Source organism: Campylobacter concisus (assembly GCF_003048985.1).
Lineage (GTDB): Bacteria > Campylobacterota > Campylobacteria > Campylobacterales > Campylobacteraceae > Campylobacter_A > Campylobacter_A concisus_AY.
The window spans coordinates 49675-76454 of record NZ_PIRS01000012.1 but is presented as its reverse complement, the minus strand read 5'-3'; the positions used below and the strand labels follow the sequence as shown (position 1 = coordinate 76454).

General features: G+C 41.2%; 27 protein-coding genes. 11 read left to right on the top strand and 16 right to left on the bottom strand.

Going from position 1 to position 26780, the window contains the following annotated elements; genetic code table 11:
- Positions 1 to 22: 22 nt before the first annotated feature.
- From carB to CVS91_RS08475, 12 genes are all read right to left on the bottom strand, one after another.
- Complete coding sequence (gene carB, locus CVS91_RS08530) at positions 23 to 3283, bottom strand: carbamoyl-phosphate synthase large subunit (RefSeq protein ID WP_107831579.1); 3261 nt, start codon at positions 3281 to 3283, stop codon at positions 23 to 25.
- A complete protein-coding gene (gene mreC, locus CVS91_RS08525) occupies positions 3283 to 4038 on the bottom strand; it encodes a rod shape-determining protein MreC (RefSeq protein ID WP_103605178.1) in 756 nt (251 codons plus the stop codon). The genes carB and mreC overlap by 1 nt, the downstream gene beginning before the upstream one ends.
- Entirely contained in the window at positions 4028 to 5065 is a 1038-nt protein-coding gene (locus CVS91_RS08520) for a rod shape-determining protein (RefSeq protein ID WP_002939972.1), read from the bottom strand. Before CVS91_RS08520 ends, mreC begins: the two co-directional genes overlap by 11 nt.
- A 9-nt stretch (positions 5066 to 5074) precedes the next feature.
- Positions 5075 to 6307: an ATP-dependent Clp protease ATP-binding subunit ClpX gene (clpX, locus tag CVS91_RS08515; protein ID WP_107831577.1), complete on the bottom strand. Its 1233-nt coding sequence runs from the start codon at positions 6305 to 6307 to the stop codon at positions 5075 to 5077.
- The gene (lpxA, locus tag CVS91_RS08510) at positions 6307 to 7095 is read right to left on the bottom strand and encodes an acyl-ACP--UDP-N-acetylglucosamine O-acyltransferase (protein WP_103600252.1); all 789 of its coding nucleotides are present in this window, start codon (positions 7093 to 7095) and stop codon (positions 6307 to 6309) included. The genes clpX and lpxA overlap by 1 nt, the downstream gene beginning before the upstream one ends.
- A 24-nt stretch (positions 7096 to 7119) precedes the next feature.
- Positions 7120 to 7566 carry a 3-hydroxyacyl-ACP dehydratase FabZ gene (fabZ, locus tag CVS91_RS08505; protein WP_004317884.1) on the bottom strand — a complete coding sequence of 149 codons (447 nt, stop codon included), beginning with the start codon at positions 7564 to 7566 and terminating at the stop codon, positions 7120 to 7122.
- A 110-nt stretch (positions 7567 to 7676) separates the two neighbouring features.
- Entirely contained in the window at positions 7677 to 8753 is a 1077-nt protein-coding gene (locus tag CVS91_RS08500; RefSeq protein WP_103571739.1) for an epoxyqueuosine reductase QueH, read from the bottom strand.
- Positions 8754 to 8779: 26 nt separating this feature from the next.
- Positions 8780 to 9529 carry an ATP-binding cassette domain-containing protein gene (locus CVS91_RS08495; RefSeq protein ID WP_107831575.1) on the bottom strand — a complete coding sequence of 250 codons (750 nt, stop codon included), beginning with the start codon at positions 9527 to 9529 and terminating at the stop codon, positions 8780 to 8782.
- Positions 9526 to 10206, bottom strand: a complete 681-nt coding sequence (locus CVS91_RS08490; RefSeq protein ID WP_107831573.1) for an ATP-binding cassette domain-containing protein — start codon at positions 10204 to 10206, stop codon at positions 9526 to 9528. The genes CVS91_RS08495 and CVS91_RS08490 overlap by 4 nt, the downstream gene beginning before the upstream one ends.
- On the bottom strand, positions 10203 to 11003 hold the full coding sequence (locus tag CVS91_RS08485; RefSeq protein ID WP_107831571.1) for an ABC transporter permease: 801 nt from the start codon (positions 11001 to 11003) through the stop codon (positions 10203 to 10205). Before CVS91_RS08485 ends, CVS91_RS08490 begins: the two co-directional genes overlap by 4 nt.
- On the bottom strand, positions 11000 to 11938 hold the full coding sequence (locus tag CVS91_RS08480) for an ABC transporter permease (protein WP_107831569.1): 939 nt from the start codon (positions 11936 to 11938) through the stop codon (positions 11000 to 11002). The genes CVS91_RS08485 and CVS91_RS08480 overlap by 4 nt, the downstream gene beginning before the upstream one ends.
- Positions 11939 to 11950: 12 nt before the next feature.
- On the bottom strand, positions 11951 to 13483 hold the full coding sequence (locus tag CVS91_RS08475; RefSeq protein ID WP_107831567.1) for an ABC transporter substrate-binding protein: 1533 nt from the start codon (positions 13481 to 13483) through the stop codon (positions 11951 to 11953).
- A 175-nt stretch (positions 13484 to 13658) separates the two neighbouring features.
- Here CVS91_RS08475 and CVS91_RS08470 point away from each other — a divergent pair, with 175 nt between their 5' ends.
- Positions 13659 to 16979 (top strand): DUF748 domain-containing protein, encoded by a 3321-nt coding sequence (locus CVS91_RS08470; protein WP_107831565.1) that lies wholly within the window; start codon positions 13659 to 13661, stop codon positions 16977 to 16979.
- Here CVS91_RS08470 and CVS91_RS08465 read toward each other — a convergent pair.
- A complete protein-coding gene (locus CVS91_RS08465) occupies positions 16976 to 17380 on the bottom strand; it encodes a hypothetical protein (protein WP_107831563.1) in 405 nt (134 codons plus the stop codon). The genes CVS91_RS08470 and CVS91_RS08465 overlap by 4 nt on opposite strands.
- 113 nt (positions 17381 to 17493) lie before the next feature.
- On the opposite strand from CVS91_RS08465, the gene CVS91_RS08460 reads away from it, so the two are divergent.
- The 8 genes from CVS91_RS08460 (at position 17494) to CVS91_RS08425 (ending at position 22794) form a co-directional block, all read left to right on the top strand.
- A complete protein-coding gene (locus CVS91_RS08460; RefSeq protein WP_009295389.1) occupies positions 17494 to 17697 on the top strand; it encodes a tautomerase family protein in 204 nt (67 codons plus the stop codon).
- Entirely contained in the window at positions 17694 to 18191 is a 498-nt protein-coding gene (gene bcp, locus CVS91_RS08455) for a thioredoxin-dependent thiol peroxidase (RefSeq protein WP_103613258.1), read from the top strand. The genes CVS91_RS08460 and bcp overlap by 4 nt, the downstream gene beginning before the upstream one ends.
- Before the next feature lie 9 nt (positions 18192 to 18200).
- Positions 18201 to 18842 carry a thiol:disulfide interchange protein DsbA/DsbL gene (locus CVS91_RS08450; protein ID WP_107831561.1) on the top strand — a complete coding sequence of 214 codons (642 nt, stop codon included), beginning with the start codon at positions 18201 to 18203 and terminating at the stop codon, positions 18840 to 18842.
- Between the two features lie 100 nt (positions 18843 to 18942).
- The gene (locus CVS91_RS08445; RefSeq protein ID WP_002939975.1) at positions 18943 to 19857 is read left to right on the top strand and encodes a branched-chain amino acid transaminase; all 915 of its coding nucleotides are present in this window, start codon (positions 18943 to 18945) and stop codon (positions 19855 to 19857) included.
- Between the two features lie 16 nt (positions 19858 to 19873).
- The gene (locus CVS91_RS08440) at positions 19874 to 20986 is read left to right on the top strand and encodes a prohibitin family protein (RefSeq protein WP_004317857.1); all 1113 of its coding nucleotides are present in this window, start codon (positions 19874 to 19876) and stop codon (positions 20984 to 20986) included.
- A gap of 2 nt (positions 20987 to 20988) precedes the next feature.
- Positions 20989 to 21723 carry a bifunctional phosphoribosyl-AMP cyclohydrolase/phosphoribosyl-ATP diphosphatase HisIE gene (gene hisIE, locus CVS91_RS08435; RefSeq protein WP_107831559.1) on the top strand — a complete coding sequence of 245 codons (735 nt, stop codon included), beginning with the start codon at positions 20989 to 20991 and terminating at the stop codon, positions 21721 to 21723.
- Positions 21713 to 22243 carry a DUF2393 family protein gene (locus CVS91_RS08430; protein WP_103617299.1) on the top strand — a complete coding sequence of 177 codons (531 nt, stop codon included), beginning with the start codon at positions 21713 to 21715 and terminating at the stop codon, positions 22241 to 22243. Before hisIE ends, CVS91_RS08430 begins: the two co-directional genes overlap by 11 nt.
- Complete coding sequence (locus tag CVS91_RS08425; protein ID WP_021088134.1) at positions 22243 to 22794, top strand: DUF2393 family protein; 552 nt, start codon at positions 22243 to 22245, stop codon at positions 22792 to 22794. The genes CVS91_RS08430 and CVS91_RS08425 overlap by 1 nt, the downstream gene beginning before the upstream one ends.
- Before the next feature lie 147 nt (positions 22795 to 22941).
- Here CVS91_RS08425 and CVS91_RS08420 read toward each other — a convergent pair whose 3' ends face one another.
- From CVS91_RS08420 to CVS91_RS08410, 3 genes are all read right to left on the bottom strand, one after another.
- On the bottom strand, positions 22942 to 24273 hold the full coding sequence (locus CVS91_RS08420; protein ID WP_004317853.1) for an acetyl-CoA carboxylase biotin carboxylase subunit: 1332 nt from the start codon (positions 24271 to 24273) through the stop codon (positions 22942 to 22944).
- On the bottom strand, positions 24273 to 24725 hold the full coding sequence (gene accB / locus CVS91_RS08415; RefSeq protein ID WP_107831557.1) for an acetyl-CoA carboxylase biotin carboxyl carrier protein: 453 nt from the start codon (positions 24723 to 24725) through the stop codon (positions 24273 to 24275). Before accB ends, CVS91_RS08420 begins: the two co-directional genes overlap by 1 nt.
- Positions 24726 to 24810: 85 nt before the next feature.
- Positions 24811 to 25143, bottom strand: coding sequence for a hypothetical protein (locus tag CVS91_RS08410; RefSeq protein ID WP_413784157.1), 333 nt, complete (start codon positions 25141 to 25143; stop codon positions 24811 to 24813).
- Between CVS91_RS08410 and CVS91_RS08405 the strand changes: the two genes are divergently transcribed.
- Both CVS91_RS08405 and CVS91_RS08400 read left to right on the top strand, forming a co-directional pair.
- Complete coding sequence (locus tag CVS91_RS08405) at positions 25142 to 26242, top strand: nicotinate phosphoribosyltransferase (protein WP_107831555.1); 1101 nt, start codon at positions 25142 to 25144, stop codon at positions 26240 to 26242. The two genes, CVS91_RS08410 and CVS91_RS08405, sit on opposite strands and share 2 nt — an antisense overlap.
- Complete coding sequence (locus CVS91_RS08400; protein WP_107831553.1) at positions 26239 to 26736, top strand: chemotaxis protein; 498 nt, start codon at positions 26239 to 26241, stop codon at positions 26734 to 26736. The genes CVS91_RS08405 and CVS91_RS08400 overlap by 4 nt, the downstream gene beginning before the upstream one ends.
- The last annotated feature ends 44 nt before the right edge of the window (positions 26737 to 26780 follow it).

Sequence of the window (26780 nt, the reverse complement as noted above, 5' to 3'; positions counted from 1 at the left end):
TCTATTACGCACTCTTTTTGGTTCATTTCTCGCTTAGATACTCTTGCAAGCTTTTTACTTCAAGTGCTTTGCCAGTTTGAACTGTGCTTAGAGACTTGGCAGCTGCAAGTGCTGCACGGATAGTTGTAAAATATGGAATTTTAAATCTAAGTACATTTTGGCGGATCTTTTTGCCATCATCTACGCTTGATTTTGTATCGCTTGTGTTGATAACAAGTGCGATGTCGCCGTTTTTAAGCCTATCTTCGACATTTGGTCTACCCTCGCTTATCTTATAGACAAACTCAGCTTCCACGCCAGCTTCGCTTAAAATTTTATGCGTGCCACCAGTTGCGATGATGCTAAAGCCAAGGCCGATTAAATCCCTTGCAAGGTCTGGCGCGTAAGTTTTATCAGCGTCAGCTAGCGTTAAAAATACCCTGCCCTTGCTTGGCAAAGTGTTGCTCGCAGCGATCTGGCTCTTTGCAAATGAGCTTGCAAAGTCGTGGCTGATACCCATGACCTCGCCCGTGCTCTTCATCTCAGGGCCAAGGATGAGATCGGCACCGCTTAACTTGTTAAATGGTAGCACGCATTCTTTTACGCAAACATGCGAGCTCACACGAGGTTTTAAGATGTCGCCATCTTCATAAACGACCTTGTAATCATCATAAAATTTAAGTGCCTCACGTAAATTTCCCTGCCACATAACTCTTGTAGCTACTTTCGCCATAGGCACGCCAGTAGCCTTGCTCACAAATGGCACGGTCCTGCTCGCGCGAGGATTTACCTCGATCATATAAAGCTCGTTTTCATAGATGGCAAACTGGATATTCATAAGGCCTACAACGCCTAAATTTAGCGCGATATCTCTGGTTTGCCTCTCCACTTTTTTTATCATCTCATCGCTTAAGCTCATCGGTGGCAATATGCAAGCTGAGTCGCCAGAGTGAATTCCAGCCTCCTCGATATGCTCCATTATCGCACCTATATAGACCTCTTTGCCGTCACATATCGCATCTACGTCGAGCTCTTTTGCGTCTTGCAAAAATTTATCAAGTAGCACTGGCGAGTGGTTGCTAACCTTTACCGCCTCACTCATATACTCTTTTAGCTCGCTCTCGTTATGCACCCTTCTCATCGCCCTGCCACCTAGGACGTAGCTTGGGCGAACGAGCACTGGGTAGCCGATAGTCGCGGCCTTTTGCAAGGCTTCTTCTAAGCTAGTGGCGGTGTCATTTTTAGGCTGAAGGACGCCTATTTTATTTATAAATTCGCTAAATTTCTTTCTATCCTCGGCCACGTCGATCACTCTTGCAGTTGTGCCGATGATCTTTGCACCAATCACGCTTAGGCGTTTTGCAAATTTAAGCGGAGTTTGGCCACCAAAATGCACGATCACGCCGTCTGGCTTTTCACGCTCGATGACAGCTCTCACGTGCTCAAAATCTATAGGCTCAAAGTACAAGATATCGCTCGTATCGTAGTCGGTTGAGACGGTTTCTGGGTTGCAGTTATACATTATCGTCTTTACACCAAGGTCTCTTAGGGCGTAGCTTGCATGCACGCAGCAGTAGTCAAACTCTATGCCCTGGCCGATCCTGTTTGGACCGCCGCCTATTATCATCACCTTTTTAGCCTCTTTTGCTAGCTCTTTTTTAGGAAATTTAGTGATATTTGTGGTTGAGTAAAGATACGGCGTTAGTGCCTTAAACTCGCCCGCGCAAGTATCGACCTCATTGTATTCAAGCTCGATACCAAGCTTCTGCCTAGCAAAATAGATATCATTTTGACTAAGCTCAAGATCGTCTTTTTCATTTATAAGCACGGCTATCATCTTATCTGAAAAGCCCATGCTTTTGGCCTCTCGCAGTAGCTCTTCGTTATTTAAGATATCCATGTCGATCTTATCTTCAAATTTAACTATCTCATAAATTTGCTCCAAAAACCAAGGATCAATCTTGCTAAACTCATGCACCTCAGCCACGCTAAAGCCATCTCTAAAAGCCTGCGCTAGATATAAAATTCTTCTCTCATTTGCATTTCTGATGCCATAAATCAAAGCGTTTTTCTCTAAACTAAGGCTGTTAAATCCGCAAAGATCACGCTCTAGGCTACAAAGCGCCTTTTGGATGCTCTCTTTAAATGTCCTACCTATCGCCATAACCTCGCCAACTGACTTCATCGCAGTGCCTAGATATGGGTTTGATCCTGGAAATTTCTCAAATGTAAAGCGCGGGATCTTTGTCACGATATAATCAATCACCGGCTCAAAGCTAGCAGGCGTGTCAGTGATATCATTTTTGATCTCATCTAGGCTAAAACCAACTGCAAGCAGTGTCGCAATCTTTGCGATCGGATAGCCAGTAGCCTTACTTGCTAGCGCTGAACTGCGGCTAACGCGTGGGTTCATCTCGATAACGATCATGCGGCCACTTTTTGGGTCTATGGCAAACTGCACGTTGCTGCCGCCAGTATCAACGCCGATCTCACGAAGTATGGCAAAGCTAGCGTCACGCATAGCCTGATACTCTTTATCTGTGAGAGTTAAAGCTGGTGCGACCGTGATGCTATCGCCTGTGTGAACGCCCATTGGGTCGAAATTCTCGATCGAGCAGACGATGATGCAGTTGTCGTTGCGATCACGAATAACCTCCATCTCGTACTCTTTCCAGCCAAGCAAGCTCTCTTCTATCAAAATTTCATGTATCGGACTTGCGTCAAGGCCTGTGTTGGCTAACTCTTTAAACTCATCCATATTATAAGCCACGCCGCTTCCTGCGCCACCAAGTGTATAGCTAGCTCTTATGATGAGCGGAAAGCCTATCTCATTTGCCGCATTTAGCGCGTCGTCCATGTTATAAGCATATCTACTCTCAGGCAGGTCCATGCCGATCTTTTGCATAGTCGCTTTAAAAATTTGTCTATCTTCGCCCTTTTTTATCGCTTCTGGGTTTGCACCAAGAAATTTAACATCCTTTAAAAGGCCGCTCTCAAAAACCTCCATAGCGGCATTTAGCGCCACTTGTCCGCCCATCGTTGGCAAGATAGCATCAATCTTTTCTTTTTCAATAATCTTTAAAATACTATCTTTTGTGATCGGCTCTATATACGTTGCGTCGGCGAAATTTGGGTCAGTCATAATGGTGGCTGGGTTTGAGTTGATAAGCACTACGCGGTATCCAAGCTCTTTTAGCGTCTTGGCTGCTTGCGTGCCTGAGTAGTCAAATTCGCAGGCTTGACCGATGACGATAGGGCCTGAGCCGATTAGCAAAATGGTATTTATATCTGTTCTTTTTGGCATCATTTTTCCTTTGTTACAACGTATAGGTAGTTTGGTATGTTTAGCTTCGCATAGGGCTCAACTATCACGCTTTGATAGGAGCTCTCTTTTAAAATTTTACTCACGCGCCCTACTGGCACCCCACTAAAAAATATCCCGTCAAGCCCGCTCGTAAAGACCTCGTCGCCCTCTTTTGGGCTGAGCCATTGTGGGATAAATTTCACCATTATTTGGCCTTGATTTCCATGCGCGACGCCTGGAATTTTGTCGTTTCCTATATAGACTGCAAATATACTTTTTGGGTCATTTTGCAAGTAAGCTAGTGGCTTGCCGTCTTTTGCGATGACGATGCCAGCACTGCTTCCTTGATATATGAGCCCATAAATTTTATTTGGGTCGTATCCCTCAAACTCGCTTATCCAAATTTTATTATAATCCCCGATATGAACGTAACTAAGCCCTTTTACTAGCTTTACAGCTGGGGCGTAGGCAGTTGAGTTTTTATCTTTTAAAATTTGATTTAGCTCGTTTGCAAAAGTAGATAGAAGCGTGGCTGAACGCTCTAGCTCTTTGTTTTGCGCTCTTAGCCTTTCTATCTCGCTAGCCTGCCTAAAATATTCATTTATATAATCTTTCACGCTTTTGGCAAAATTGTCGTATGAATTTATAGCGTAATTGCTAAATTTGATAGAGATGTTGCTTAAAATTTCGCCCTTAAACATCGAGGCGCCAGCAAGCAACGCTATAAAAACAAAAAGAACAATCTTACTCTTCATTTGTTAGCTGTTGTAAAAGTCCGATCTCTTGAAGTGCCTTGCCTGTGCCTCTAGCAACAGCTAGAAGCGGCTCGTCAGCTACAAATACTGGAAGTTTAACGATGTCAGATAAGAACTTATCAAGCCCTCTAATAAGCGCTCCACCGCCAGTTAGCACGATACCAGTCTCCACGATATCGCCAGCAAGATCAGGCGGCATCATCTCAAGCACGGTTTTTAGCGCATCTGCGATCTCTTTTAGCGGCTCTCTCATCGCCTCTCTCACGTCTTCACTTGTTAGCTCAACCCTGCTTAAAAGACCGCTCACTTGGTCGCGTCCTTTTACCACTACGCTTAGCTCTTTTTCAAGCTGCACAGCAGAGCCCACAGCGATCTTTATCTCCTCGCCTGTTCTCTCGCCTATTAGTAAGTTGTATTTTTCTTTTATGTAATTAACAATGCTACTATCTATCTTGTCGCCAGCTGTGCGGATAGACTTTGAGATAACTAAACCGCCAAGCGAAACGACGCCTATCTCAGTCGTACCACCGCCGATATCAACTACAAGGTTGCCTTGTGGCTCACGAACTGGTAAATTTGCTCCGATAGCTGCTGCCATAGGCTCTTCTATCAAAAATACCTCTCTAGCACCAGCACTTAGTGCACTCTCTCTAACAGCCTTTCTCTCAACTTGAGTAAGTCCGTAAGGAACTGAGATGATGATCCTTGGGCGTAAGAAATTTTTTCTTCTATGAGTCTTTTCTATAAAGTAGCGTATCATCCTCTCTGTCATGTCAAAGTCCGCGATAACGCCATCTCTCATCGGTCTTATCGCCTCGATGTCGCCAGGAGTTTTTCCCACCATCTCTTTTGCAGCGTGGCCGACTGCTAAAATTTTTTGTTTTCCATATTTCTCACGTCTTACTGCAACAACTGATGGTTCATTTATGATTATTCCCTTATCTTTTACCAAAACCAAAGTGTTTGCCGTACCTAAATCTATACCCATATCACTTGAGAAAAAACCTATAACCTGATCTAAAAACATCTATTTCCTTTACGCTGTTAATTTATTGTGCTTTACCAAAATCGGCTTTGCCTTATCTTTTACCGTCTCTTTTGAGATCACGATATCGTAGTCTTTTAGCTCTGGCAGATCATACATTATATCTGTCATGAGCTCTTCCATTATGCTTCTAAGCCCTCTTGCTCCAGTCTTTCGCTCGATAGCAAGGCTCGCTATCTCTTCAAGCGCCTCATCATCAAATTTAAGCGTAGCGCCATCGATCGCACAGAGCTTTTGATATTGTTTTAATATCGCATTTTTTGGCTCAGTCAAAATTTTAACCATATCCTCTTTTGTTATCTCATTTAATGTAGCCACCACGTGAAGTCTGCCGATGAGCTCTGGGATGAGGCCATATTTTACAAGATCGTCTGGCTCAAGCAGGCTTAGTAAATTTTCTTTTTCGTTTTTGCCACGTTTTTCTTGGTTAAAGCCAAGAACATTTTTACCAACTCTGCGCTCGATGATGTCAAGAAGTCCGTCAAATGCACCGCCGCAAACAAATAAGATATTTGTCGTATCTATCTGTATGAAGTCTTGATTTGGATGCTTTCTGCCGCCTTTTGGTGGTATATTTACGACGCTGCCTTCGATGATCTTTAAAAGCGCTTGCTGCACGCCCTCGCCTGAGACGTCTCTTGTGATGCTTCTATTTTCGCTCATTCTTGCGATCTTATCGATCTCATCGACAAATACAATGCCCTGCTCCGCCTTTTTCACGTCGCCATTTGCAGCTTGCAAGAGCCTTGTAAGGATATTTTCAACGTCCTCGCCGACATATCCAGCCTCAGTTAGGCTTGTCGCATCGCAAATCGCGATAGGCACATCAAGAAATCTCGCCAAAGTCTGAGCCATCAACGTCTTGCCGCTTCCAGTTGGACCAACAAGCAAGATGTTTGATTTTGAAATTTCAGTATCGTCTTTGATGTCGCTTTGTTTAAAAATTCTCTTATAGTGGTTATATACGCCGACGCTAAAGACCTTTTTAGCCCTATCTTGACCGATCACGTAGTTGTCAAGTACCGCTTTTAGCTCCTTTGGTGTGAGCTTTTGATACTCTATCGCCTCTTCGTTTTTGCCCTCTTCTACACTCGTATCACCATGTATCATATCGTATGCTGCTGCTATACAGTACTCGCATATATAGGCGTTCCCTTCGATATCTGCTAATAATCTTCTCTCAGCAGACTCAGCTTCGCCACAAAAATTACACTTTCTAGCCATTAATCTCTTCCTTTTGCAAGCGGAATTCCTCTTGTCGTTTCTAATATAAATTTACACATTTTTTTAACATTTTCGTCGCTGGTTTTTGCGATCAGCTCGTTTGCTTGATCTTTTAGGCTGATGCCTTGATTAAACAAAAATTTATAAGCGCGAACAAGTTCTTCAACCTGCTCTTTGTCAAATCTACGTCTAATGCCGACTAAATTTAAGCTTCTTATATAAGCTCTGTTGCCCTCAGCTAGGCAAAATGGCACTACATCTTGGCTGAGTGCACTAGCCCCCGCGACCATGCAGCTCTCACCCACTCTAACAAACTGATGAATAGGTGTAAGACCGCCCACAACAGCGTAGTCGCCAAGCTCGACATGGCCTGCTAGAGTTGCGTTATTTGCCAAAATGACGTTGTTGCCTATTATACAGTCGTGTGCGATGTGAGAATATGCCATGATAAAGGCGTTATCGCCGATCCTTGTTATACCATCGCCCTTGTGCGTGCCTGAGTTTATCGTGCAAAACTCACGTATAGTTGCGTGCTCACCGATGATGACGCCAGTATCGACCTCATCTTTATAGCTGATATCTTGCGGGATATCGCCAACGATCGCGTAGCTAAATACACGAGAGTTATCGCCGATCCTCGTCTTGCCAAGCACCCTTGCGCCTTGTTTTATCGTGACGTTGTTGCCAAGGACTGCATCTTTGCTTACAAATGCGTAAGCCTCGATATTTGCGTCATCTCCTATTATCGCTCCATCTTCTATAACTGCTGTTTGGTGGATATTTTTCATTGTCTCTCTTTTTTAAGCAAAAGCCTATTTATCGACTATCATCGCTTTTAGTTCAGCCTCGGCGCATAGCACATCATCGACGTATGCTTTGCCCTCAAGCACCCAGATATTGCCTTTATGTTTTAATACATTTAATCTATACTCTAGCCTATCTCCAGGGCGGACTGGATGGCGAAATTTCGCTCCGTCAATGCTCATAAAATAGACCACTTTGTTCTCGATGCCAGCTTGATGCTCGTCGCTCATGCTCTTAAACGCTAGCACGCCGCCAGCTTGCGCCATGCCTTCTATTATCATCACGCCAGGATAGATCGGGTGGCCTGGGAAGTGCCCCTGAAATATCGGCTCGCCAATAGTTACATTTTTATAAGCGACGATGTTTTTTGCAGGCTCTAGCTCGACAACTCTATCGATAAGCAAAAAAGGAAATCTATGTGGGAGAATTTTTTGAATTTCTACGACGTCTATCACGTTTTAGCCTTAGTAATGTAAATTTTGGCAGATTGTAACAAATTTATACTAAGAAAAAAATTATTAGCCTCTTTTAAAATCTCTGAAATTTAGCCTTGATGGGTCTAAATTTAGCCCTCTAAAACCAAAATTTCTTCGCTGTCGTTGTAAAAAACAGCCTTTACGTAAATTTCGTAGCTACCCTTTTTGACCTCGTCTAAGATGATGATAGGATTTTGCGAAAACTCCCCGCATATCTGCCTACGAAATTTCATCTCAACGCCAAGCTCAAGCGGCCTTTTACAAAGCTCATCTACACTTTTAAATTTGCTATTTGTAAATTTATTAAAGCGCTCTATGCTCATCAAAACGACACCCTCTTTTAGCTCATCATCGATCTCGCAGTCACGCTCTACATTAAGCTTTAAATTCTCTCTTTTAAAGCCAGAGTAGAGCACAAAGTAGCTTGGCACCACAACTGCCTCAAATTTAACACTAGCGCGCAAAAGTCTGTAGTTTAAAAATCGCCTTCTAAAAAGGTGAAATTTCTCTCCTCTCGCCTCGCATTCGCGCACCTTTTTATAAAGCTCAAGCCTCGCTTCTATGCTGCCATAAAGTGCCCTTGCGTGCAGCTCGCTCATTAGCTCACTTTGGGGCAAATTTTGCGAGTCACGCTGTTTTTTTAGCGCAAAGACGCAGCCGCAGTAGTTTTGGTGATAGAGCTTGTCCTTTTTAGCGAGTATAAACTGCTCGCTTGTGCCGCCATTTTTTCTATAATCAACCGCAACGGCTTCTAAATTTGAGCTAGCCACCGCCTCATCAAGCGCCTTTTTAAGCTGAGAAAAGTCCTTTTTTGGGCTCATTAAAAGTGTCGTTGTGATCTTATTTAGACCAAGATCTAGCGCCTTTTTAGCTGAGTCTTTCATACGAAAATCAAAGCAGTACTCGCACCTTTTGCCCTTTTCTGGCTCATCTTCAAGCCCCTTTGTGCCACCAAGCCACGCTTCGTAGTCGTATTCGCCACATATTAGCTTGATGCCAAGCTTCTCGCAGCTTCGCTTCACGTCCTCAAAACGCAGTAAAAATTCGCTATATGGATGTATGTTTGGATCGTAAAAATAGCCTACTATTCGCTCATTTGGATAGTCTTTTCGTAGGCGCTGTAAAAAGTAGTGGCTATCGACCGAGCAGCAGATATGAACTAGCAAATTTGACCTTTTTTGCTTGCATTATATCAAAGTTTGGCATCATAAAATTTAGCTGCGTCAAGGTATTTTTTAAGGACATTTTGGCTTGCAAGATCATCAAATTTACCAAAAGCCACTTGCTTGCCAGATTCGATGATTAGCACCTTTTGCGCTATCTTCATCGCACTTAAAATATCATGCGTGATAAAAATAATGCTGATCTTTTCATCTAAGCTTAAAAGCAAATTTATGATCTTTTGCTTCGTCTCGTTGTCAAGTCCGCTTGTTATCTCGTCGCAGATTAAGATTTTTGGTTTTGAAAGAAGCGCTAGCAGTATCCCAACCCTTGTCGCCTCGCCGCCACTTAGCTGAGATGGATATTTTTCTAAAATTTCATCTTTTAAATTTAGATTTGCCAGAAGCTCTTTGAGCTCATTTTCACTAAAGCTAAGCTTAAGATATGATCTCACGTGAGCGATGGCGGTTTTTACTTTTAGCGCTGGATTTAGGGCTTGTTTTTGGTTTTGCAAGATATATCTGATATCTTTTTTTAGCTCATTTTTGTCCGTGATCTCTTCGTTATTTATATAAATTTTGCCCCCACTTTTTGGCTCGCTAAATGATATGAGCTTTGCAAGCGTGCTTTTGCCACTGCCACTTTGCCCCAAAATGGCTAAATTTTCGCCATCATCAAGCTCGTAATTTATCCCCTCTAAAAGGTACAGCACTTCAGCTCTAGCGTTAAAATGCTCCTTAAAACTTAAACTTTTTGATACGTTTTCAAGCCTGATTTTCACGCATTTTCCTTTAAATTTAGCCGCCCATCTCTCATCTGCCAAATTTCATCACTAAGATAGCTTGTCAGCGCCTCATCGTGCGAGATAAAAATGACGCTCATCTTGCCCTTTAAACTCTCCAAGATGCCCGCCACGTGGCTACCGCTAATGCTATCAAGCCCGCTTGTTATCTCGTCGCAGATTAAAATTTTTGGCTTCAGGCAAAGAGCCAGAGCGATCTGCACACGGCTCGCCTCACCGCCACTTAGCTCGTATGAGTATTTGTGCCAGATGAGATTTGCATTACCCAGCCCAAACTCCCTAAAATAAGCAAATGCAAGCTCTTTATTTGTTTTATTATCGCCGCCAAGATAGGCGTTAAAGTGATCGCCTATGTTTAAGAGTGGATGAAGGCTTGCAACTGAGTTTTGAAAAACGAGCGCAGCGACCTTTCTTCGGTGTTCTTTTAGCTCATTTTGGCTAAGTTTTAAAATATCTTTTTTGTAAATACTAAATTTATCTGCCCTCACTCTAAAATCATCATCAAAAAGCCTTATTAAACTCTTTGCAAAAAGCGATTTACCACTGCCACTTGCACCCGTGATACCTATAAATTTACCCTCACTCATGGCAAAATCAAGCTCTCGCAAAAGCTTCTTATCCTTATAAAAAACGTTTAAATTTTTAATCTCTATCATATTTTTATATTGCCATTTTTTGAATTTGACGTGATGATCGAGGTTGCTAGGATGAGCAAAAAGAGCGTCACACCAGGGAAAAGCACCATCCACCAAGAGCCAAGAAAAAGTGCCTCTTTGCTCTCATTTAGCATGATGCCAAGGCTTATTTTATTTGCGTCGCTACCCACGCCAAAAAAGCCAAGCGTAGCCTCCATAACGACTGCGTTTATCGCGTTTATGCCAAAGATGCTAACTATTAAATGCTTTAAATTTGGCAAAATTTCAAAGCATATAAGGCTAAATTTGCTAGCTCCATTTATCACGGCTTGCTCGGCGTAGTCGCACTTTTTACTAAGTCTTAAATTTTGCATAAAAACTTTTGCGCCTTGCATAAACGAGCAAATGGCGATGATAAAAGAGGTTATGAGCAGATCTCCGCTACAAAATGAGCTAAAAAGCATGATAAACACAATGTTTGGGATACTTAAAAAGGCATCAAGCCCCTTGTCAAAAAGGCTCTCACAAACTCTGCTCTTGCTCGTGCCAAAATATGCGTAGATGAGCGAAAAAAGCGTTGTTAAAAAGCCAGCTAAAAGCAAGATAAGAAGCGAGTTTTTAAGCGCGTAGGCCACTCTTATGAGATTGTCCCTGCCTAGGATGTCAGTGCCAAAGATGTGCTCGCTACTTGGGGCTAAATTTACCGCCATAAAGTCAGTGAAATTTGGCTCAAATTTAGAAAAAAATGGCGTCACAAAGGCAAATGCAACAAGCGCTAAAAAGACAAAACAGGCTAGGAAAAATATGACTTTTCTCATAAATTTCTCTTATCTGCCAAGATGGCAAAAATTTTAGCCAGTAAATTTGCAAAAACGACAAAAACAGCCGTTAGCAAAATGGTCGAAAGTGCGACTGGATAGTCTTTGGCGATGACTGCATCAAGGCTAAGCTTGCCTATGCCTGGAAATGAAAAAATGCTCTCAATGACGTATGAGCCAGCAAAAACGCCAGCTACAAGGGTTGCGAAATAATAGACTATATCGGTGCTTGCGTGCTTTATCGCAAAGAGATAAATTTTGCCACGCCCCAAACCTCTAGCGTGAGCCGTCTGGATAAAGTCAGCGTTTAGGCTTTGATTTAGCGTGTCTCTTACAAATTTCACGTTTGCGCCAAGGTGTGGCAAGATGATGGCAAGCGTTGGCAAGATGATAAATTTAGCCCCAACGCCACTAGAGCCTAGCTCGTTTGCGCCAGAGCTTGGCAGCACATTTAGATAGACGCTAAAGATCGCAATTAGCACAAGTGCGATGTAAAAATGTGGCAATGAAGCTAGCAAAAAGGAGCTAAAGTTTATAAAGATATCGGCAAATTTATTCTTATAAATGGCACTTAACAGCCCCAAGAAAAATGACAAAAAAACTATCAGAAAAAACGAAGCAAAAAACAAGATAAGAGAGTTTAAAAGTCTCTCTTTAATGAGCAAAAAAACGCTTGCTCCACTTACAAAACTAGTGCCAAAGTCGCCTGTCACAAAGTGAGCCAGCCATCTAAAATACTGCACAAAAAAGCCATCTTTTAGCCCCAAATTTTCTAAAATTTGCTCTTTTATAGCCACGCTCACCGCTTCACTTCGCAAAAACATCGCATCAGTGACGTTTCCTGGCAAAAAATATATGAGCAAAAATAGAAAAAATGAGATAAAAAACAGCAACCCAAGGCTTGAGATCGCTGTTTTTAAAATGGCTCTAAACAAAGTTTTTATCCACTATTTTACTTGCCACTCTCTTATGTTCCATAAAAATCCAGCCCCATGGTGGCCTAAAATTTGCGTCTTTATGCCTGAAATTTTGTTGTTAAAGACGAGCGGATAGTCAAGATAGGCTATAAAAATGTAAGGTGGATTTTCAAAAAGCGCTTTTAGAAATTCTTTGTAGTATTTTTTCCTAAGCTCCACGTCCTTTGTATATCTCGCGTTTTTTAGGGCAAGATCGACGTTTGCGTCCTTGTAGTGGCTAAAATTCCAGCCATTTTCATTTACGCTCACATCGGCAAATCCGCCAAAAATTCTATATGTGTGAAAGTCTGGATCAAATGGGCTTCCCCAGCCAATCACGAAGCTATCAACCTTGCTTATACTAAAAGCTGTTTTTGGCTTTGCATAGGCTTTGGCTCTTACGCCAAATTTCTCAAACTCACTGCTTAAAATTTTAGCTAGATTGACTCTTAAGATGTCGTTATTAAAGGCGTAGATGTCAAAGCCAAGCTCCTTGCCGTCCTTCTCGAAAAAGCCAGCCTTGTTTTTCTTAAAGCCACTCTTTTCAAGCAGCTCCCTAGCCTTTTGCGGATCGTAGCTAAATTTAAACTCGCTGTCATTTGCAAAGCTTTTTTCTATCGGGTTGTTCGCTACGCTTGCATATCCGTGAAATAGTTTTTTAACTATCTCATCTTTATTGACCGCGTAGTTTAGGGCGATCCTTACATTTTTATCTTGAAAGATAGGATCATTAAAGTTAAACATCAAAGCTCTGTAGTCCGCACTTTTAAACTTAAGCAGGCTTAATTTTTTATCATCTTTTATGAAATTTACCCCAGTTGGAGAGATGAGCGCAACGTCGATCTCACCGCTTTTAAGCCCAACGAGTCTTAAATTTTCATCGCCAACTATCTTTAAAAATAGCCTTTTTATCTTTGGCTCGCCCTTGTAAAATTTATCATTTGCCACAAACTCCAAACTCTCATCTTTTTTCCATTTTACAAGCTTGTATGCGCCAGTGCCAATAGGTGCGTCATTAAATTTATCAGTTGCGATATCTTTGCCCTTTAAAATGTGCTCAGGCAAAACGCCAAAGCTAAGCGCATCTAAAAACGGCGGAAAAGGCTCTTTTAGCGTGATCTTAACTTTATAATCGCCTAAAATTTCAACACTTTTTACCACCTCGTAGTTTGAGATAGCAGGCGCGTTTAGCTTCTTATCTTGAGCCGCTTCGATGGTAAATTTAACGTCCTTTGCGCTAAATTTCACCCCGTCATGCCAAAAAGCATCATCTCTTAGCTCAAAAATATACTCCAGCCCGTCATCACTCATCTGCCAAGACTTGGCAAGCTCAGGCACGACATGGCTATTTTCATCATGGCTAGTAAGTCCAGAAAAAACCAGCGAAAGCGTAGGATCGTGGTCCTCGTCGTAGAGTGGATTTATACGAGGTGTTTGCTCCTCGATAGCGACCACAACGGCATTTTCATTTGCATAAGCAAAGGCAGAAAACAACAAAAACAATAAAGCCAAAAATCTCTTCATCACTCGCTCCTTTGTTTAAAAAATATTTGACGAATAGTAATACGAAATGCATAAAAGTATTATTAAGATAAGTGTAAATTTAATGTATAGAAAATTTGAAATTTCTAACTAACTTTTAACCTTTTTTAAAGTAAAATCAGGGCTCATTTTAGCTGACAAAAAGGTAAATTTCACAATGGATAAAAAGAAAAAAATAGCCCTAATCACCGGCATCTGCGTAGTCTCACTTTTGCTTATCTACACGCTTCTTGGCTTTTTTGGTCTGCCTTATGCTATCAAAAATATCGCGCCAAAATACCTAAAAGACTACAACGCAACGCTTTTTGTAAGTGATGCTAAATTTAACCCATTTACCTTCGAGCTAAACGCTACAAATGCCGAGCTAAACACCACTTCGCCGCTTTTTAGCACAAAGCAGATCGACCTTAAGCTAAAGCCATTTTCTATCTTTAAAAAGCTAGTTGAGATAGACATTTTTAGGCTAGATGAGCCAAAAGTAAAGATCGCAAGAGATAAAAAGGCAAATTTTAACTTTAGCAATTTTATAAGCGATGATAACGCAACTAGCGAAGATAACAGCACTAGCTCGATAAATTTCGCGCTAAATAACGCAAAAATCATCAAAGGCTCATTTTCATATAGCGATCAAAATTTAACAAAGCCATTTAACGTAAGTTTTGATGATATAAACTACGAGCTTAGCTCGCTAAATACGAAGAAAAATAGCGCAGGTAGTCACATCTTTGACTCAAACTCAAGCCTAGCGCACAAGATCGATCTAAATGGCGATATCAAGCTAAATCCACTAAAAATAGAGGGCAACGTCAGCATAAAGGACTTTAGCATAAAGCCAGTTGCGATAAGCTTTATCGACAATGACACGTTAAATCTAAAAAATGCCATCATAAACTTAAAAATAAACTACGCTTTAAATGCCGATGAGAACGCAACTGGGATAAATTTAAAAGATGGCTTTTTAAATATAAAAGGACTAAGTTTAGATGAAGGCGCAAATGAGCTTAGCCTTGGCGAGCTAGAGCTTCCAAAATTTGATCTTGTTAGCAAGATAGCGGATAAAACGGAGGCTGCACTAAATTTAAGTGCTGTAAATTTAAATGACATCTCTTTTAAAAATGCCATCGCTGCGAGCGTAAAATCACTAAATTTAAACGAGATCTCGCTTCTTGCAAATTTAAATGAAAAAAGTGAGCTAAATGCCACAGCCAAGCTAAAAAGCGTAGGTGCAAACGCTCTTAAAGTAGATGAAGCAGATAGAAATTTAGCAAATTTAAAAGATATAAATGCTTCAAATTTAAATCTAAATTTAGCAAATAACAAAACCGCTCTAACGCTTGAAAAAATAGCACTAAATGGCATCAACGCGCCACTTAGCAAAAGTGCAAATGCAAATGTAGCAAGTGCTGGCGTGACAAATACAAATTTTACAATGGATGGCAACAAGAGCCTTGCGAGCCTTGATGAGCTAAACGTAAAAAACATAGAGCTTAAAGCAAAAAATAAAGATATAGCAAGCGTCGCTGATGTGGGGGTAAAGAGTATAAGCTTTGATCTTTTAAAAATGGCTCTTGGGGTTGAAAATGTAAGCATAAATAGAGCGAAATTTAGCTCAGAGCTAAGTGAGAATGGGCTAAGCGCCGTAAATGAGCTAGGATTTGGCGAGCAGAGCACAAAAGCTACAAAGGCGGCAAAACACACTAAAAAAGTAGAGAAAAAGGCTGAAAACAAAAGTGCTTCAAAAAGCAAAGAAAATGAGTTTAAATTTGATGTAAAAAATATAAGTGTAAATAACGCAGATATCGCTTTGACGCATCTTTTTGAAGGCGAGAAGATCGCTCATAAATTTGATAATCTTTTTGTAAAAGTAGCAAATTTAAGTAGCGATTTTAGCAAGCCATTTGACGCAAAAGTGGCGATGAAGAGCTCGCAAAAGCTAAATTTGGATGTTGAGTCCAAGATAAAGATCGAGCCACTTGACGTGAGTGCAAAAATCAAGCTAAATGATACAAATTTACCAAAGTATTTTGCCTACGCAAAGCCATTTTTAGAGGCCGATCTAGCTAGCGGACAGCTTGAGAGTAGCGCTGAGATAAGCTACGCAAAAGATATCAAAGCAGACGCAAAAGTTAGCATAAAAGATATAAGGCTAAATGGCAAAAAAGCTGAAAAACTGGTCGCCTTTAAAAGCTTAGAACTTGAAAAAATTTCATTTGCCAAAAACGAGCTAGATATCACCGGAGTGAGCTTAAATTCGCCATTTATCAAGGCTCATCTAAGCAAAGAGCGTAAATTTAACCTATCTCAGATCGTAAAAGAGGATAAAAATAAAGCTAAAACTGAGGCAAAACCTGAGACCAAAAAAGTAGCTAGCAAAAAAGAGGACGAGCTAAAATTTAGCGTGAAAAATTTCTCTCTTAAAAATGGCGAGGTTGATTTCTCGGACGCATCGCTATTTATGCCATTTGCCACAACGATCTCAAAGCTAAATGGCAAGCTCACCGACATCGATAAAAAGCGCCCAAGCTCAGGCGAGTTTCAAGGTGTGGTTGGCAAAAATGGCTTTGCGCAGATCACTGCAAAACTCTTTCCGTTTGAGCTAAAGCAAAATACCGATATAAAGCTTGACTTTAAAGATATCGATCTAACCGACATAACGCCATATAGCGGGCAGTTTGTGGGCTATAAGATCAAAAAAGGCAAGCTAAATTTAAACCTAAACTATAGCGTCGTCGACTCAAAACTAAATGGCTCAAATTTCATAAATTTTGACTCACTTACACTTGGAGAAAAGGTTGATTCAAAAGACGCTGTAAATTTACCGCTATCCCTTGCTATCTCAATACTTAGCGATCAAAATAATCAAATAAACATCGATCTGCCAGTTGAGGGAAATTTAGACGATCCTGATTTTAAATATGGCGGCGTCATCTGGGCAGCTGTGAAAAAGCTCTTTGCTGACATCACGCTAGCTCCATTTAGATTTTTAGGCAACGCCCTAGGACTTGGCAGCAAAGATCTTAGCTCTATTGATTTTCTTGCTGGAAGTAGCGAGCTTATAAGCTCAGAAGCGCCCAAGATAGCTGATTTTATAAAGCTAACTGGCTCAAAACCTAAGATGAAGCTTAGCATAACGCCAACATACTCAAAACTCGATGAAAGCTTTTATAAAAACAAAAAACTAGATCAAAAGATCAATCAAATCATCGCTTCAAGCGGCAAAGACTACATCGCAGTTTTAAATGAGCTTGTGCCAAATTTAAAAGATAGAAACGAAAAAGCCTTAAGAGAAGAGGCGCTAAAGGGCATCGAGGTCGATAAAGCAAAGCTAGTAGAGCTTGCAAATGAGCGTGCAAATGCGGTAAAAGAGGCGCTTATAAAAGCTGGGCTTGAGGCTGGCCGCATAAATATGAACGATGCAACAAGCTCAGAGCCTAAGCAAAACACCTACACAAGCGTGCTAATGGGAGTGGCGAACTAAATTTCATTTATTTCGCTGCTTCTTGCATTATAGACAAACCAGCTAAGAAGCATAAGCATCATAAATGCCCCAAAAATGAGGCTTGTGTAAAAGTATAAATTAAAATCAGCTCCGAGCAAATTTGCGTTGTGAAGGGCGATCATGACGCCAGCTAAAGCGATTAAGTAGCCAATTAGCTTGATGATGAAAATTTTAGGATTTACAAGGATCAGCAAAAGGCCACAAAGTATGATGCCAAGGGCTATTTGTAAATTTGAAACGTCAGCTTGAGCGCTTGAAGTAAGTGTTAAAAAGCCAGCCAAAAGCGCCATTAGTATCATCAAAACTGCATAAACCGCCCTGCTTCGTCCAAAGCCATACATAAAGCAAACAAAGCCCTTATTCTGCCTGTTATAGTCCATTTTCGCTCCTTTTGGAAGTTTGCTTATTTTAATGCCAAATTCTTAAATAACGGCTTTAATCTGAAATTTCACTCATTTTGGCTAATATTTTGCATCTTAAAAAAGGAGCAAAAATGCCTTATGTTAATATCAAAATAGCAGGCCCAGAGCCTACAAAAGAGCAAAAAGATCAAGTTTTTAAAGAGGTAACCGAGACGCTTGTAAGAGTGCTTGGTAAGAAAAAAGAGGCGGTTATGATCTTTATCGAAACTCACGACGCTGGCAATATCGGCGTAGGCGGCGAGAGCGTAGAGGACAAAAGAAAGGGGATGAAATGAGCGAATTTAGCAAAGAAGACATTGAGAGAAAGATAACGCTTGAAGTTGGCGATAAAGCGCCAGAGTTTGAAGCGCTAAATCAAGACGGCGTAAAGGTCGCATTAAAGGACTTTATAGGCAAAAACGTGGTGCTTTACTTCTATCCAAAGGACAACACTCCAGGCTGCACGACTGAGGCTTGCGAATTTAGCGCAAACTACGATCAGTTTATCAAAAATGATACTGTCATCATCGGCGTTAGCCCAGATAGCGTGAAGTCGCATGTTGGCTTTATCGCAAAGCAAAATTTAAAGCACATCCTCTTAAGCGATGAGGATAAAGAAATTTCAAAGCTTTATGGTGTTTGGCAGGTCAAGAAAAACTACGGCAAAGAGTATCTTGGCATCGCCAGAAGCACCTTTGTGATCGGCAAAGACGGCAAGATAGTTAAAATTTACAAAAGCGTAAAAGCCAAAGACCACGCTGCAAAAGTGCTAGCTGATCTTGTGAAGTAAGGAGCAAAGATGAAGCTTATAAAAATGCTAATTTTAAGTGCGTTTTTTGCACTAAATTTATCAGCACTGACTGAAGGGGTGGAGTATCAAACTCTAGCAAAACCGCTTAACGTGCCTAAAAACTCAGTCGTCAAGGTCTTTAGCTACGACTGCCCTCACTGCTATAAATTTGACCGAACGATCACAAAAAAGCTGATGTCAAAGCTTGACGGGGTTAAATTTATCCCATATCACCTAAGCACCAAAGGCAAACTTGGCGAGACAACAAGTAAAATTTTCGCCGCTCTTATATCGATAGATGAGGCAAATGGGACTGATCTGCTAAGCGATGAGTCTAAATTTAAGCAAGCTAAATTTGCGATCTACAAAGCAAGACACGATGAAAAAGATGACTTTAATGATGGCAAAGATAAGCAAAGATTTATTGACCTAGCGCTAAATGCGGCTCACGTGAGCAAAGACGAATACGAAAAAGCGCTAAGCTCAGATCGTGCAAAAGAGCTTTTAAACGAGTGGTTTGCCTCTTATGATGTAGCAAGTATCAGCGGTGTGCCAGCCTTTGTGGTAAGCGGCAAATATCTGATAAATTTAAGCGCAGCATCATCGATCGACGAGATGGCAAAGACGATAAAAGAGCTTTTAGATAAGTAACTTTAGCCTAAAATTTACGGACATTTTGGGCTTAGAAATGTAAATTTAAAGCAATTTTAGATAAACTCGGATCAAATTTCTAAAAAAGAAAGGTTTAATTATGAACGCTTCAGAATTCATCTGGATGGATGGAAAACTAGTAAAATGGGACGATGCGAAAGTACACGTTCTAACTCACTCTTTGCACTACGCTAATGCCGTATTTGAGGGCACAAGAGCTTATAAAACAAAAAAAGGTCTAGCTATTTTTAGACTAAAAGACCACACAAAAAGACTTTTAAGATCAGCAAAAATGACCGTTTTAAACGTACCTTACACTGAAGAAGAGCTTGAAAAAGCACAGATCGAGCTACTTCGCGCAAATAAATATAACAGCAACGTCTATATCCGCCCACTTATCTTTTTAGGATACGGCGTAATGGGCGTAGCGCACACAAAAGCACCAGTTCAAACTGCTATCGCTTCATGGGAGTGGGGTGCATATCTTGGCGATGAAGGCTTAGAAAAAGGCATCAGAGTTAAAATTTCAAGCTTTGCTAAACTAGCTCCCGCTGCTCAAATGAACAGAGCAAAAGCTAGCTCAAACTACCTAAGCTCACAAATGGCAAACTACGAAGCAAAAGAGGCTGGATACGACGAGGCGCTACTTCTTGATAGCGAGGGCTTTGTGGCTGAAGGTCCAGGCGAGTGCTTCTTCATCGTTGAAAATGGCGCATTGATCACTCCACCAAACGACAACAGCCTACTTAGCATCACTCAAGATACAGTCATAAGACTAGCTCACGATCTTGACATCGAAGTAAGAAGAGAGCGCATCACAAGGGATCAAGCATACACAGCTGACGAGGCATTTTTCACTGGCACTGCAGCTGAAGTAACGCCGATAAACAGCATAGATAACCGCATCATCGGCAACGGTGCTAGAGGCGAAGTGACAAAGAGACTACAAAAAGCTTACTTTGACGTAGTTTATGGTCTAAACAAAAAATACGAATCATTTTTAACATATATTTAAGATTTAAAGGAACGAAATGCCCGCTGATTTAAATGATTATTTCAACAAAAAAAAGCCAGGTAATGACAACAGGGGCTCAGGTCAAAATAACGACAAAGAGCCACCTTTTAAAAAGGATTTTAAAATGCCAAATATACCAAGCGGCTTTGGCAAATTTGGTGCGCTAGCCTACATCATAATCGCCATTATCGCGATCCTTGCTATCACTCAGCCGTTTAAAGTGATACACTCAGGCGAGGTCGGCATCAAAGCCACAGCGGGTAAATACGAGCCAAATCCTTTGCAACCAGGATTTCACTTCTTTTTGCCATTTATCCAAAATATCATCGTAGTTGATACTAGAGTTAGGATCATCAACTACACTTCAGGTGAAGATATGGGCGAGAGCTTGCAAAAGTCTTATCAAGGGGCTGGAATTTTACGCAAAAACTCTATCTCAGTTTTGGATGCTAGAAATTTACCAGTTAGCATCGATATCACCGTCCAATACCGCCTAAATCCAGAAAATGCGCCACAAACTATCGCATCTTGGGGTCTTAGCTGGGAGAGCAAGATCGTTGATCCTGTCGTGCGCGACGTGGTTCGCAGCATCGCTGGTAAATACACAGCCGAAGAGCTACCAACTAAGAGAAACGACCTAGCAAGGCAGATAGATGAGGGAATAAGAAAAGACATCGACTCTCAGCCAAACAAGCCAGTCGAGCTCCTAACAGTGCAGCTTCGTGAGATCATCTTGCCTTCAAAGGTAAAAGAGCAGATCGAGCGCGTCCAGATCGCTAAACAAGAGGCTGAGAGGACAAAATACGAGGTCGAGCGTGCAAATCAAGAGGCTCTAAAACAAGCTGCCCTTGCAGAAGGTAGTGCAAAAGCTGCGATCATCGAAGCAAAAGGCAAGGCTGATGCTATCAAGATCGAGGCTGACGCGACTGCTTATGCAAACAAAGAGATCGCAAAAAGTGTCGATCAAAATTTATTAAATTTAAAGCAGATCGAGACGCAAAATAGATTTAACGACGCTCTTAAAGAGAACAAAGATGCCAAAATTTTCTTAACACCTGGAGGAGCTGTGCCAAATATCTGGCTAGATGCAAAAGATAGGGCAAAAGCTAGCTCGGTTAGCGAAAGGTAAAAATGAATAGCGTAGCAAAAAGTATAGACTGGCAAAAAGTTGGTGGATTGCTCCCGGTGGTGGTTTGCGATCACGCTACAAACGAGGTTTTGATGCTTGCTTATATGAACGAAGAAGCACTAAATTTAAGTCTATCTAGCCGCTACGCTCACTACTTTTCACGCACTAAAAATAGAATTTGGAAAAAAGGCGAAGAGAGTGGCAACACGCAAGAGATCAAGGCTGCGTTTTTAGACTGCGACAACGACACTTTGCTTTTAAAAGTCGTTCAAAATGGAGGCGCTGCTTGTCACACTGGGGCAAGGTCTTGCTTTTTTAACGAGATAAATTTAGAAAATTTAGAAATTTCTGATCAAAAATGCGAGGTTAAAAAGCCAAGTTACAGCGTCATTGACGAGCTTTATCACGTTATAGAAGATAGAAAGCTAAATGCTGATCCGCAAACTTCATACGTGGCAAGTCTTTTTAAAAAGGGCGAAAATCAAATTCTAAAAAAAGTTGGCGAAGAGGCTACAGAGCTTGTCATGGCGGCAAAAGAGCTTAGTTTTGCCAAGCAGATAAAACAAGATGAGCAAAAGGCAAAAAATGACCTCATCTATGAAGCAGCTGATCTTTGCTTTCACGCACTTGTGGCGCTTTCAGCCCACAACATACATCCAGATGCCGTCAAAAACGAGCTTGCAAGGCGTTTTGGCATGAGTGGTATCGAAGAAAAAAGATCGCGAGATGTTAAATAGCATCAAGCATAACATACTTTTCATACTTCAAAACGCCAAACTTATCGACTTTTTAGCTTATGGTTGGGTGTTTTTGGCCTTTATATTTATCGTGCTTTTAGGAATTTTCGTCGCGATAAAATCATGGTGGCAGATAGGATTTTTATTTATCCTAGCTGGTTTTTTGGGACTTTTTGCAGGCAACTACTACGCAAACAAATATATAAATGAAAATCTAAGACCAGTTAGCATAAGCAAAATTAACACAAAACAGCTTCAATATGTAGATGCGTTGATGGTTGATTTTAACATCACAAATAATTCAAACTACACATTAAACATTTGCAAAATCGAACTTGGCTTCTACCTTGGCTCAAAGCAAAGCACGAGAAATTTTCTAAATTCACTAAACCCTTTCGCTAAAAAAAGGATCATTTTAAATGAAGTGCTTTTGCCAAAGCAGAGCAAGCAGATAAGAGAATTTGTCAATGACTTTGCCTTCATTGACTACAATATCACCAAAAAAGCGGAGTGTTTTTGATGAGCTCAAACTACTTTACCATCGTTCATATCATCGTGCTTTTCGCGATCGCACTACTTTCTATTTTATTTCTTGTGCTCTCGCTTAGAGCCGAGCGAAAACTATTTTTATCGCTACTTTTTACAAACATTTTGGTCTCAACCACGCTTGCTATTTTTTTGATGCTAGTTCTTGATAAATACACCAAAAAAGGCATAGTCGAAGGCGTAAAGAGCGAGCGAGTGTTAAGAAATGAAAGTATCGTCTTTCGAGGTCAAGTAAGAAATGTCGGCAAATTTACCATTAGCAAATGCACCCTTACAATTAAGCTCATTAATCAGCCGCTAAACAAAAACGATCTTGGCGGTGAGGCGCTATTTAAACCAAGCGGGATCTCATTTTTCTCATGGGTCTTTGGAGGCGATGAAGACGAGAGGCCAAACACTGTGGCATATAAATTTGACGTAGCTCAAAATTTACCAAAGCAAAAAGCGGTGCCATTTACAGTGACTATGCCCTATCCGCCATATTTTAAAAATGGTATGAATATCACAAAACTTAGTTGCTACTAATAAATTTAGATAAATTTTTAGTATTTATTATATTTTGCAAATAGTCATAGACTGACTAAATTTCTCTTAAATCTAAATAAAATTTGGCTTATATAAAATAAGAAATTTTAAACCAAAGTCAAAAAGACGATGGTTTAAAATTTAGTTTTAATGTCTTGAAAGATAGTTTGTATCGTAGTTGTTGCTTAAAAAGTCTTTGTTTTCCATCATCGCGATGTGAAAGTCTTTTGTTGTTTTGATGCCGCTTATTATGAGCTGATCAAGAGCAACTTTCATCTTGTGGATGGCTCTGTTTCTATCAGTGTCCCAAACTACGAGCTTACCGATCATACTGTCATAATACGGCGGTATAGAATAGTCTTGGTAGATGTGGCTATCCATTCTCACGTTGCGGCCGCCTGGGCAGACATATTTTGTGATCTTGCCAGGGCACGGAGTGAAGGTGTTTGGATCCTCAGCTGTGATCCTGCACTCGATCGCATGGCCTTTTAGCTCGATGCTCTTTTGTGACGGTAGCTTTTCGCCCTCAGCCACTTTTATCATAAGCTCGATGATATCAAGTCCGCTTACCATTTCGCTAACTGTGTGCTCGACTTGGAGCCTTGTGTTCATCTCGATGAAGTAAAAGTCTAAATTTTTATCAACCAAAAACTCAAACGTACCTGCTCCCTCGTAGCCGATCGCTTTTGCCGCTTTTATGGCAGTTTCATGTAGCCTCTCTCTTGTCTTTTCATCAAGCAAGATAGCTGGGCTCTCTTCGATCAGTTTTTGGTGACGGCGCTGCATAGAGCAGTCACGCTCGCCTATGTGAAGCACGTTGCCGTGGCTATCGCCGATGATTTGAACCTCGATGTGGCGTGGATTTAGGATATATTTTTCCATATACATTGTGCCATCGCCAAATGCGCTCATCGCCTCGCTCTCAGCAGACCAAAACGCTTTTTCTAAATCAGCCTCTTTTTCAACCACGCGCATACCACGTCCGCCACCACCTGCAGCAGCTTTTAAGATGACTGGATAGCCGATCTTTTTGGCTAGCTCTTTTGCAGCTTTTGTATCAGCCACAGCGCCGTCTGAGCCAGGGATGACTGGCACGCCAGCTCTTTGCATGACCTGTTTTGCCTTGCTCTTGTCGCTCATCAAAGCCATCGCAGCAACGCTTGGTCCAATGAATTTGATCTTGTGGTGTGAGCAAATTTCAACAAAATTTTGATTTTCACTTAAAAAGCCATAACCTGGGAAGATAGCGTCTGCTTCGCTGATCTCAGCTGCACTTATTATAGCTGGGATGTTTAGATAGCTGTCGCTTGAGCGCTCTTTACCGATGCAAATAGCCACGTCGGCGTATTTTACATAAAGCGCGTCTTTGTCAGCGGTTGAGTAAACTACAACGGCTTCTTTACCCATCTCCTTTATCGTTCGCAAAGCACGAAGAGCGATCTCACCGCGGTTTGCTATTAAAATTCTTTTTAATTCCATTAATTTTTCTCCACGCCAAATAACGGCAATCCAAACTCAACTGGCTGTCCGTCAGAGACTAGCATCTCAGTGATCTGGCAGTCAAATTCAGCCTCGATCTCGTTCATGATCTTCATAGCTTCGATGATGCCCACCACATCGCCTTTTCTCACTCTTTGACCTACTTTTACAAATGGAGCAGCACCTGGGCTTGGAGCAGCGTAGAAAGTACCTACCATAGGAGATTTTATGCTATCTTTTGGCGAATTTGCAGATGGTTTTACCTCTGAGCTAACGACAACATTTACAGGTGTTGGCGCTGGAGCTGCTGCTTGTGCCGCTGGCTTTGCAGGCGCGCAATAATCAGCAAATTTCTCTACCTCGACCTCAAAATCACCACTTTTTATCTTGATATGATTCATCTCCATACCATTAAAAAATTCGATAAGCTCTTTTATATCTTCTTTTTTCATAGAAAATTCTCCTAAATTTTTATATAAGCCCCTAATTGTAGCGAAATTTAAATAAATTTAATTTTTAGCTAGCATAAAATTTGTGCTAAATTCTACTTTTTTCTAGCAAATTTATAATAAAAAATAAGATAAAACTAAGCACAACTAAAACAAAGCTTAAAGCGAGTGCCTGATCGCTTCTGCCGTCATAGACAGCGTTATAGATAGCAAGTGAGATGGTGTCTGTTTTGCCTATGATATTGCCACCTAAAATGAGCGTTATGCCAACCTCGCCAAGCCCTCGCGAGAGCGCTAGGATAAAGGCTGCTGCCACGCTTTTTTGAGGCATAAAGATTGCTTGCATAAATTTACTAGCCCTCTTGCCTGCGCCAAATTTTGCCAAAATGGTATAATCTCGCAAAAACAAAAGGACAGACATGAACGAACTTGAGCTAAAGATGCAAGGCAAGATAGATAGGCTAACAGATAAGACTTTTAGGCTAGATCTTAGGATCGGCGAGGGCTACTTTACAGCGAAATACTTTCTAAAAGTAAATGAGATAATTAAGCAAAACCTGCCTGATCAGCACGTGACGATGCAGTTTTTTCAAAGGCGTGATGATATCGTGCTTTGCGGTATCGACGAGGTTTTAGCGATAATCAATAAATTTGCCAAAAACCCAAGCGAGCTTGAAATTTACGCGCTTGATGATGGCGATATCATAAACGCAAACGAGCCAGTTTTAAAGATAAGTGGCAAGTATGAGGATTTTGGCTTTTTAGAAAACGTCATCGACGCGACGCTTACTAGAAGAAGCTGCGTGGCGACAAACTCCAGAGACGTGATAAAAGCGGCAAATGGCAAGGACGTCTTTAGCATGGCGGACAGACAAGACGACATCTGCACGCAGCCAGGCGACGGCTACGCTTCATTTATCGGCGGTATAAAAAAGGTCGCCACAGACGCTCAGGGCGAGCTTACAGGGCTAAAAGGTGGTGGCACCATGCCTCACGCACTCATTCAAATGTGCGGCGGAGACGTGGTGAAGGCTTGCCAAATTTATGCTAAAACCTTTGAAAACGAGCAGATCACGGCCTTGGTTGATTACAACAACGACGTGATAACAGACGCACTAAAGGCTGCAAATGCCCTAAAAGAAAGGCTTGGCGCGGTTAGGGTTGATACTAGTAAAAATTTGATAGATAGGTATTTTGAAGGCAAAGATACGAGTAAATTTGATTCGCACGGCGTTTGCAAGGAGCTTATATTTGCCCTAAGAGAGGCGCTTGATAAAGCTGGCTTTAAGCACGTTAAAATCGTAGTTAGCTCAGGTTTTAATCCGCAAAAAATGAGCGAATTTGAGAAATTTAAGACCCCAGTTGATATTTACGGCGTGGGAAGCTATCTTGTTAAAAATGACATTTGTGGCTTTACAGGCGATCTAGTCGAGCTAAACGGCAGAAGTGAGGCTAAATTTGGCAGAAAAAATTTCGCTTCAGATAGGCTAAAGAGAGTTAAATTTCAGGAGAAAAGATGAAATTTATAAAAATTTTAACGATTATGTCGCTTTTACTGACTGCTTGCACCGCCGCAAACTACGCTAACGCCTTTGAAAAAGTTGGCATCCTTGAAGACGGCGTTCATCGCTTTAGCCAAAATGGCATCGGAGTCAAAAAAGACCTGCTTGTAAAGGTGATCTCAGTGCAAAACACGGACAGCTCGCGCAAAAAGATCATCTCCATGCTAAATATCCCTAAAAATTCTAAAATCACGGACTTTAAAACAAGCGACGCAGGCGTGATTGTCTGGCCATTTTACGAGTTTGAGGGCAAATTTATAACGACAATAATCGTTGAAAATATAAAAAAAGAAGATAGCGATCAAAAACTAATTAAGATGCTAGAACTTAAGCATCCATTTTACTCAACGCTCCAAGCTCGAAGAAATGGCGCTAAAGACGCCATAGACGTGAAATACGTGCTAAATTTCAAAGAGGCAAAGCTGGTAAAATCGTTTCAAAACCGCCCTTAAAACTTTATTTTAAATAAATTTCATTAAAATGGCGTAATCAAAAA

Bases quoted from the DNA above. Each gene is read 5' to 3' on its own strand.
- CVS91_RS08475 (WP_107831567.1), bottom strand. From the start codon at position 13,483: ATGAAGAGATTTTTGGCTTTATTGTTTTTGTTGTTTTCTGCCTTTGCT.
- CVS91_RS08400 (WP_107831553.1), top strand. From the start codon at position 26,239: ATGAAATTTATAAAAATTTTAACGATTATGTCGCTTTTACTGACTGCT.
- CVS91_RS08445 (WP_002939975.1), top strand. From the start codon at position 18,943: ATGAACGCTTCAGAATTCATCTGGATGGATGGAAAACTAGTAAAATGG.
- CVS91_RS08440 (WP_004317857.1), top strand. From the start codon at position 19,874: ATGCCCGCTGATTTAAATGATTATTTCAACAAAAAAAAGCCAGGTAAT.
- lpxA (WP_103600252.1), bottom strand. From the start codon at position 7,095: ATGAAAAATATCCACCAAACAGCAGTTATAGAAGATGGAGCGATAATA.
- CVS91_RS08405 (WP_107831555.1), top strand. From the start codon at position 25,142: ATGAACGAACTTGAGCTAAAGATGCAAGGCAAGATAGATAGGCTAACA.
- accB (WP_107831557.1), bottom strand. From the start codon at position 24,725: ATGAAAAAAGAAGATATAAAAGAGCTTATCGAATTTTTTAATGGTATG.
- CVS91_RS08490 (WP_107831573.1), bottom strand. From the start codon at position 10,206: ATGATAGAGATTAAAAATTTAAACGTTTTTTATAAGGATAAGAAGCTT.
- CVS91_RS08470 (WP_107831565.1), top strand. From the start codon at position 13,659: ATGGATAAAAAGAAAAAAATAGCCCTAATCACCGGCATCTGCGTAGTC.
- CVS91_RS08450 (WP_107831561.1), top strand. From the start codon at position 18,201: ATGAAGCTTATAAAAATGCTAATTTTAAGTGCGTTTTTTGCACTAAAT.
- clpX (WP_107831577.1), bottom strand. From the start codon at position 6,307: ATGGCTAGAAAGTGTAATTTTTGTGGCGAAGCTGAGTCTGCTGAGAGA.
- CVS91_RS08460 (WP_009295389.1), top strand. From the start codon at position 17,494: ATGCCTTATGTTAATATCAAAATAGCAGGCCCAGAGCCTACAAAAGAG.
- CVS91_RS08430 (WP_103617299.1), top strand. From the start codon at position 21,713: ATGTTAAATAGCATCAAGCATAACATACTTTTCATACTTCAAAACGCC.
- CVS91_RS08410 (WP_413784157.1), bottom strand. From the start codon at position 25,143: ATGTCTGTCCTTTTGTTTTTGCGAGATTATACCATTTTGGCAAAATTT.
- CVS91_RS08485 (WP_107831571.1), bottom strand. From the start codon at position 11,003: ATGAGAAAAGTCATATTTTTCCTAGCCTGTTTTGTCTTTTTAGCGCTT.
- CVS91_RS08520 (WP_002939972.1), bottom strand. From the start codon at position 5,065: ATGTTTTTAGATCAGGTTATAGGTTTTTTCTCAAGTGATATGGGTATA.
- CVS91_RS08420 (WP_004317853.1), bottom strand. From the start codon at position 24,273: ATGGAATTAAAAAGAATTTTAATAGCAAACCGCGGTGAGATCGCTCTT.
- CVS91_RS08425 (WP_021088134.1), top strand. From the start codon at position 22,243: ATGAGCTCAAACTACTTTACCATCGTTCATATCATCGTGCTTTTCGCG.
- CVS91_RS08465 (WP_107831563.1), bottom strand. From the start codon at position 17,380: ATGGACTATAACAGGCAGAATAAGGGCTTTGTTTGCTTTATGTATGGC.
- bcp (WP_103613258.1), top strand. From the start codon at position 17,694: ATGAGCGAATTTAGCAAAGAAGACATTGAGAGAAAGATAACGCTTGAA.
- hisIE (WP_107831559.1), top strand. From the start codon at position 20,989: ATGAATAGCGTAGCAAAAAGTATAGACTGGCAAAAAGTTGGTGGATTG.
- mreC (WP_103605178.1), bottom strand. From the start codon at position 4,038: ATGAAGAGTAAGATTGTTCTTTTTGTTTTTATAGCGTTGCTTGCTGGC.
- carB (WP_107831579.1), bottom strand. From the start codon at position 3,283: ATGCCAAAAAGAACAGATATAAATACCATTTTGCTAATCGGCTCAGGC.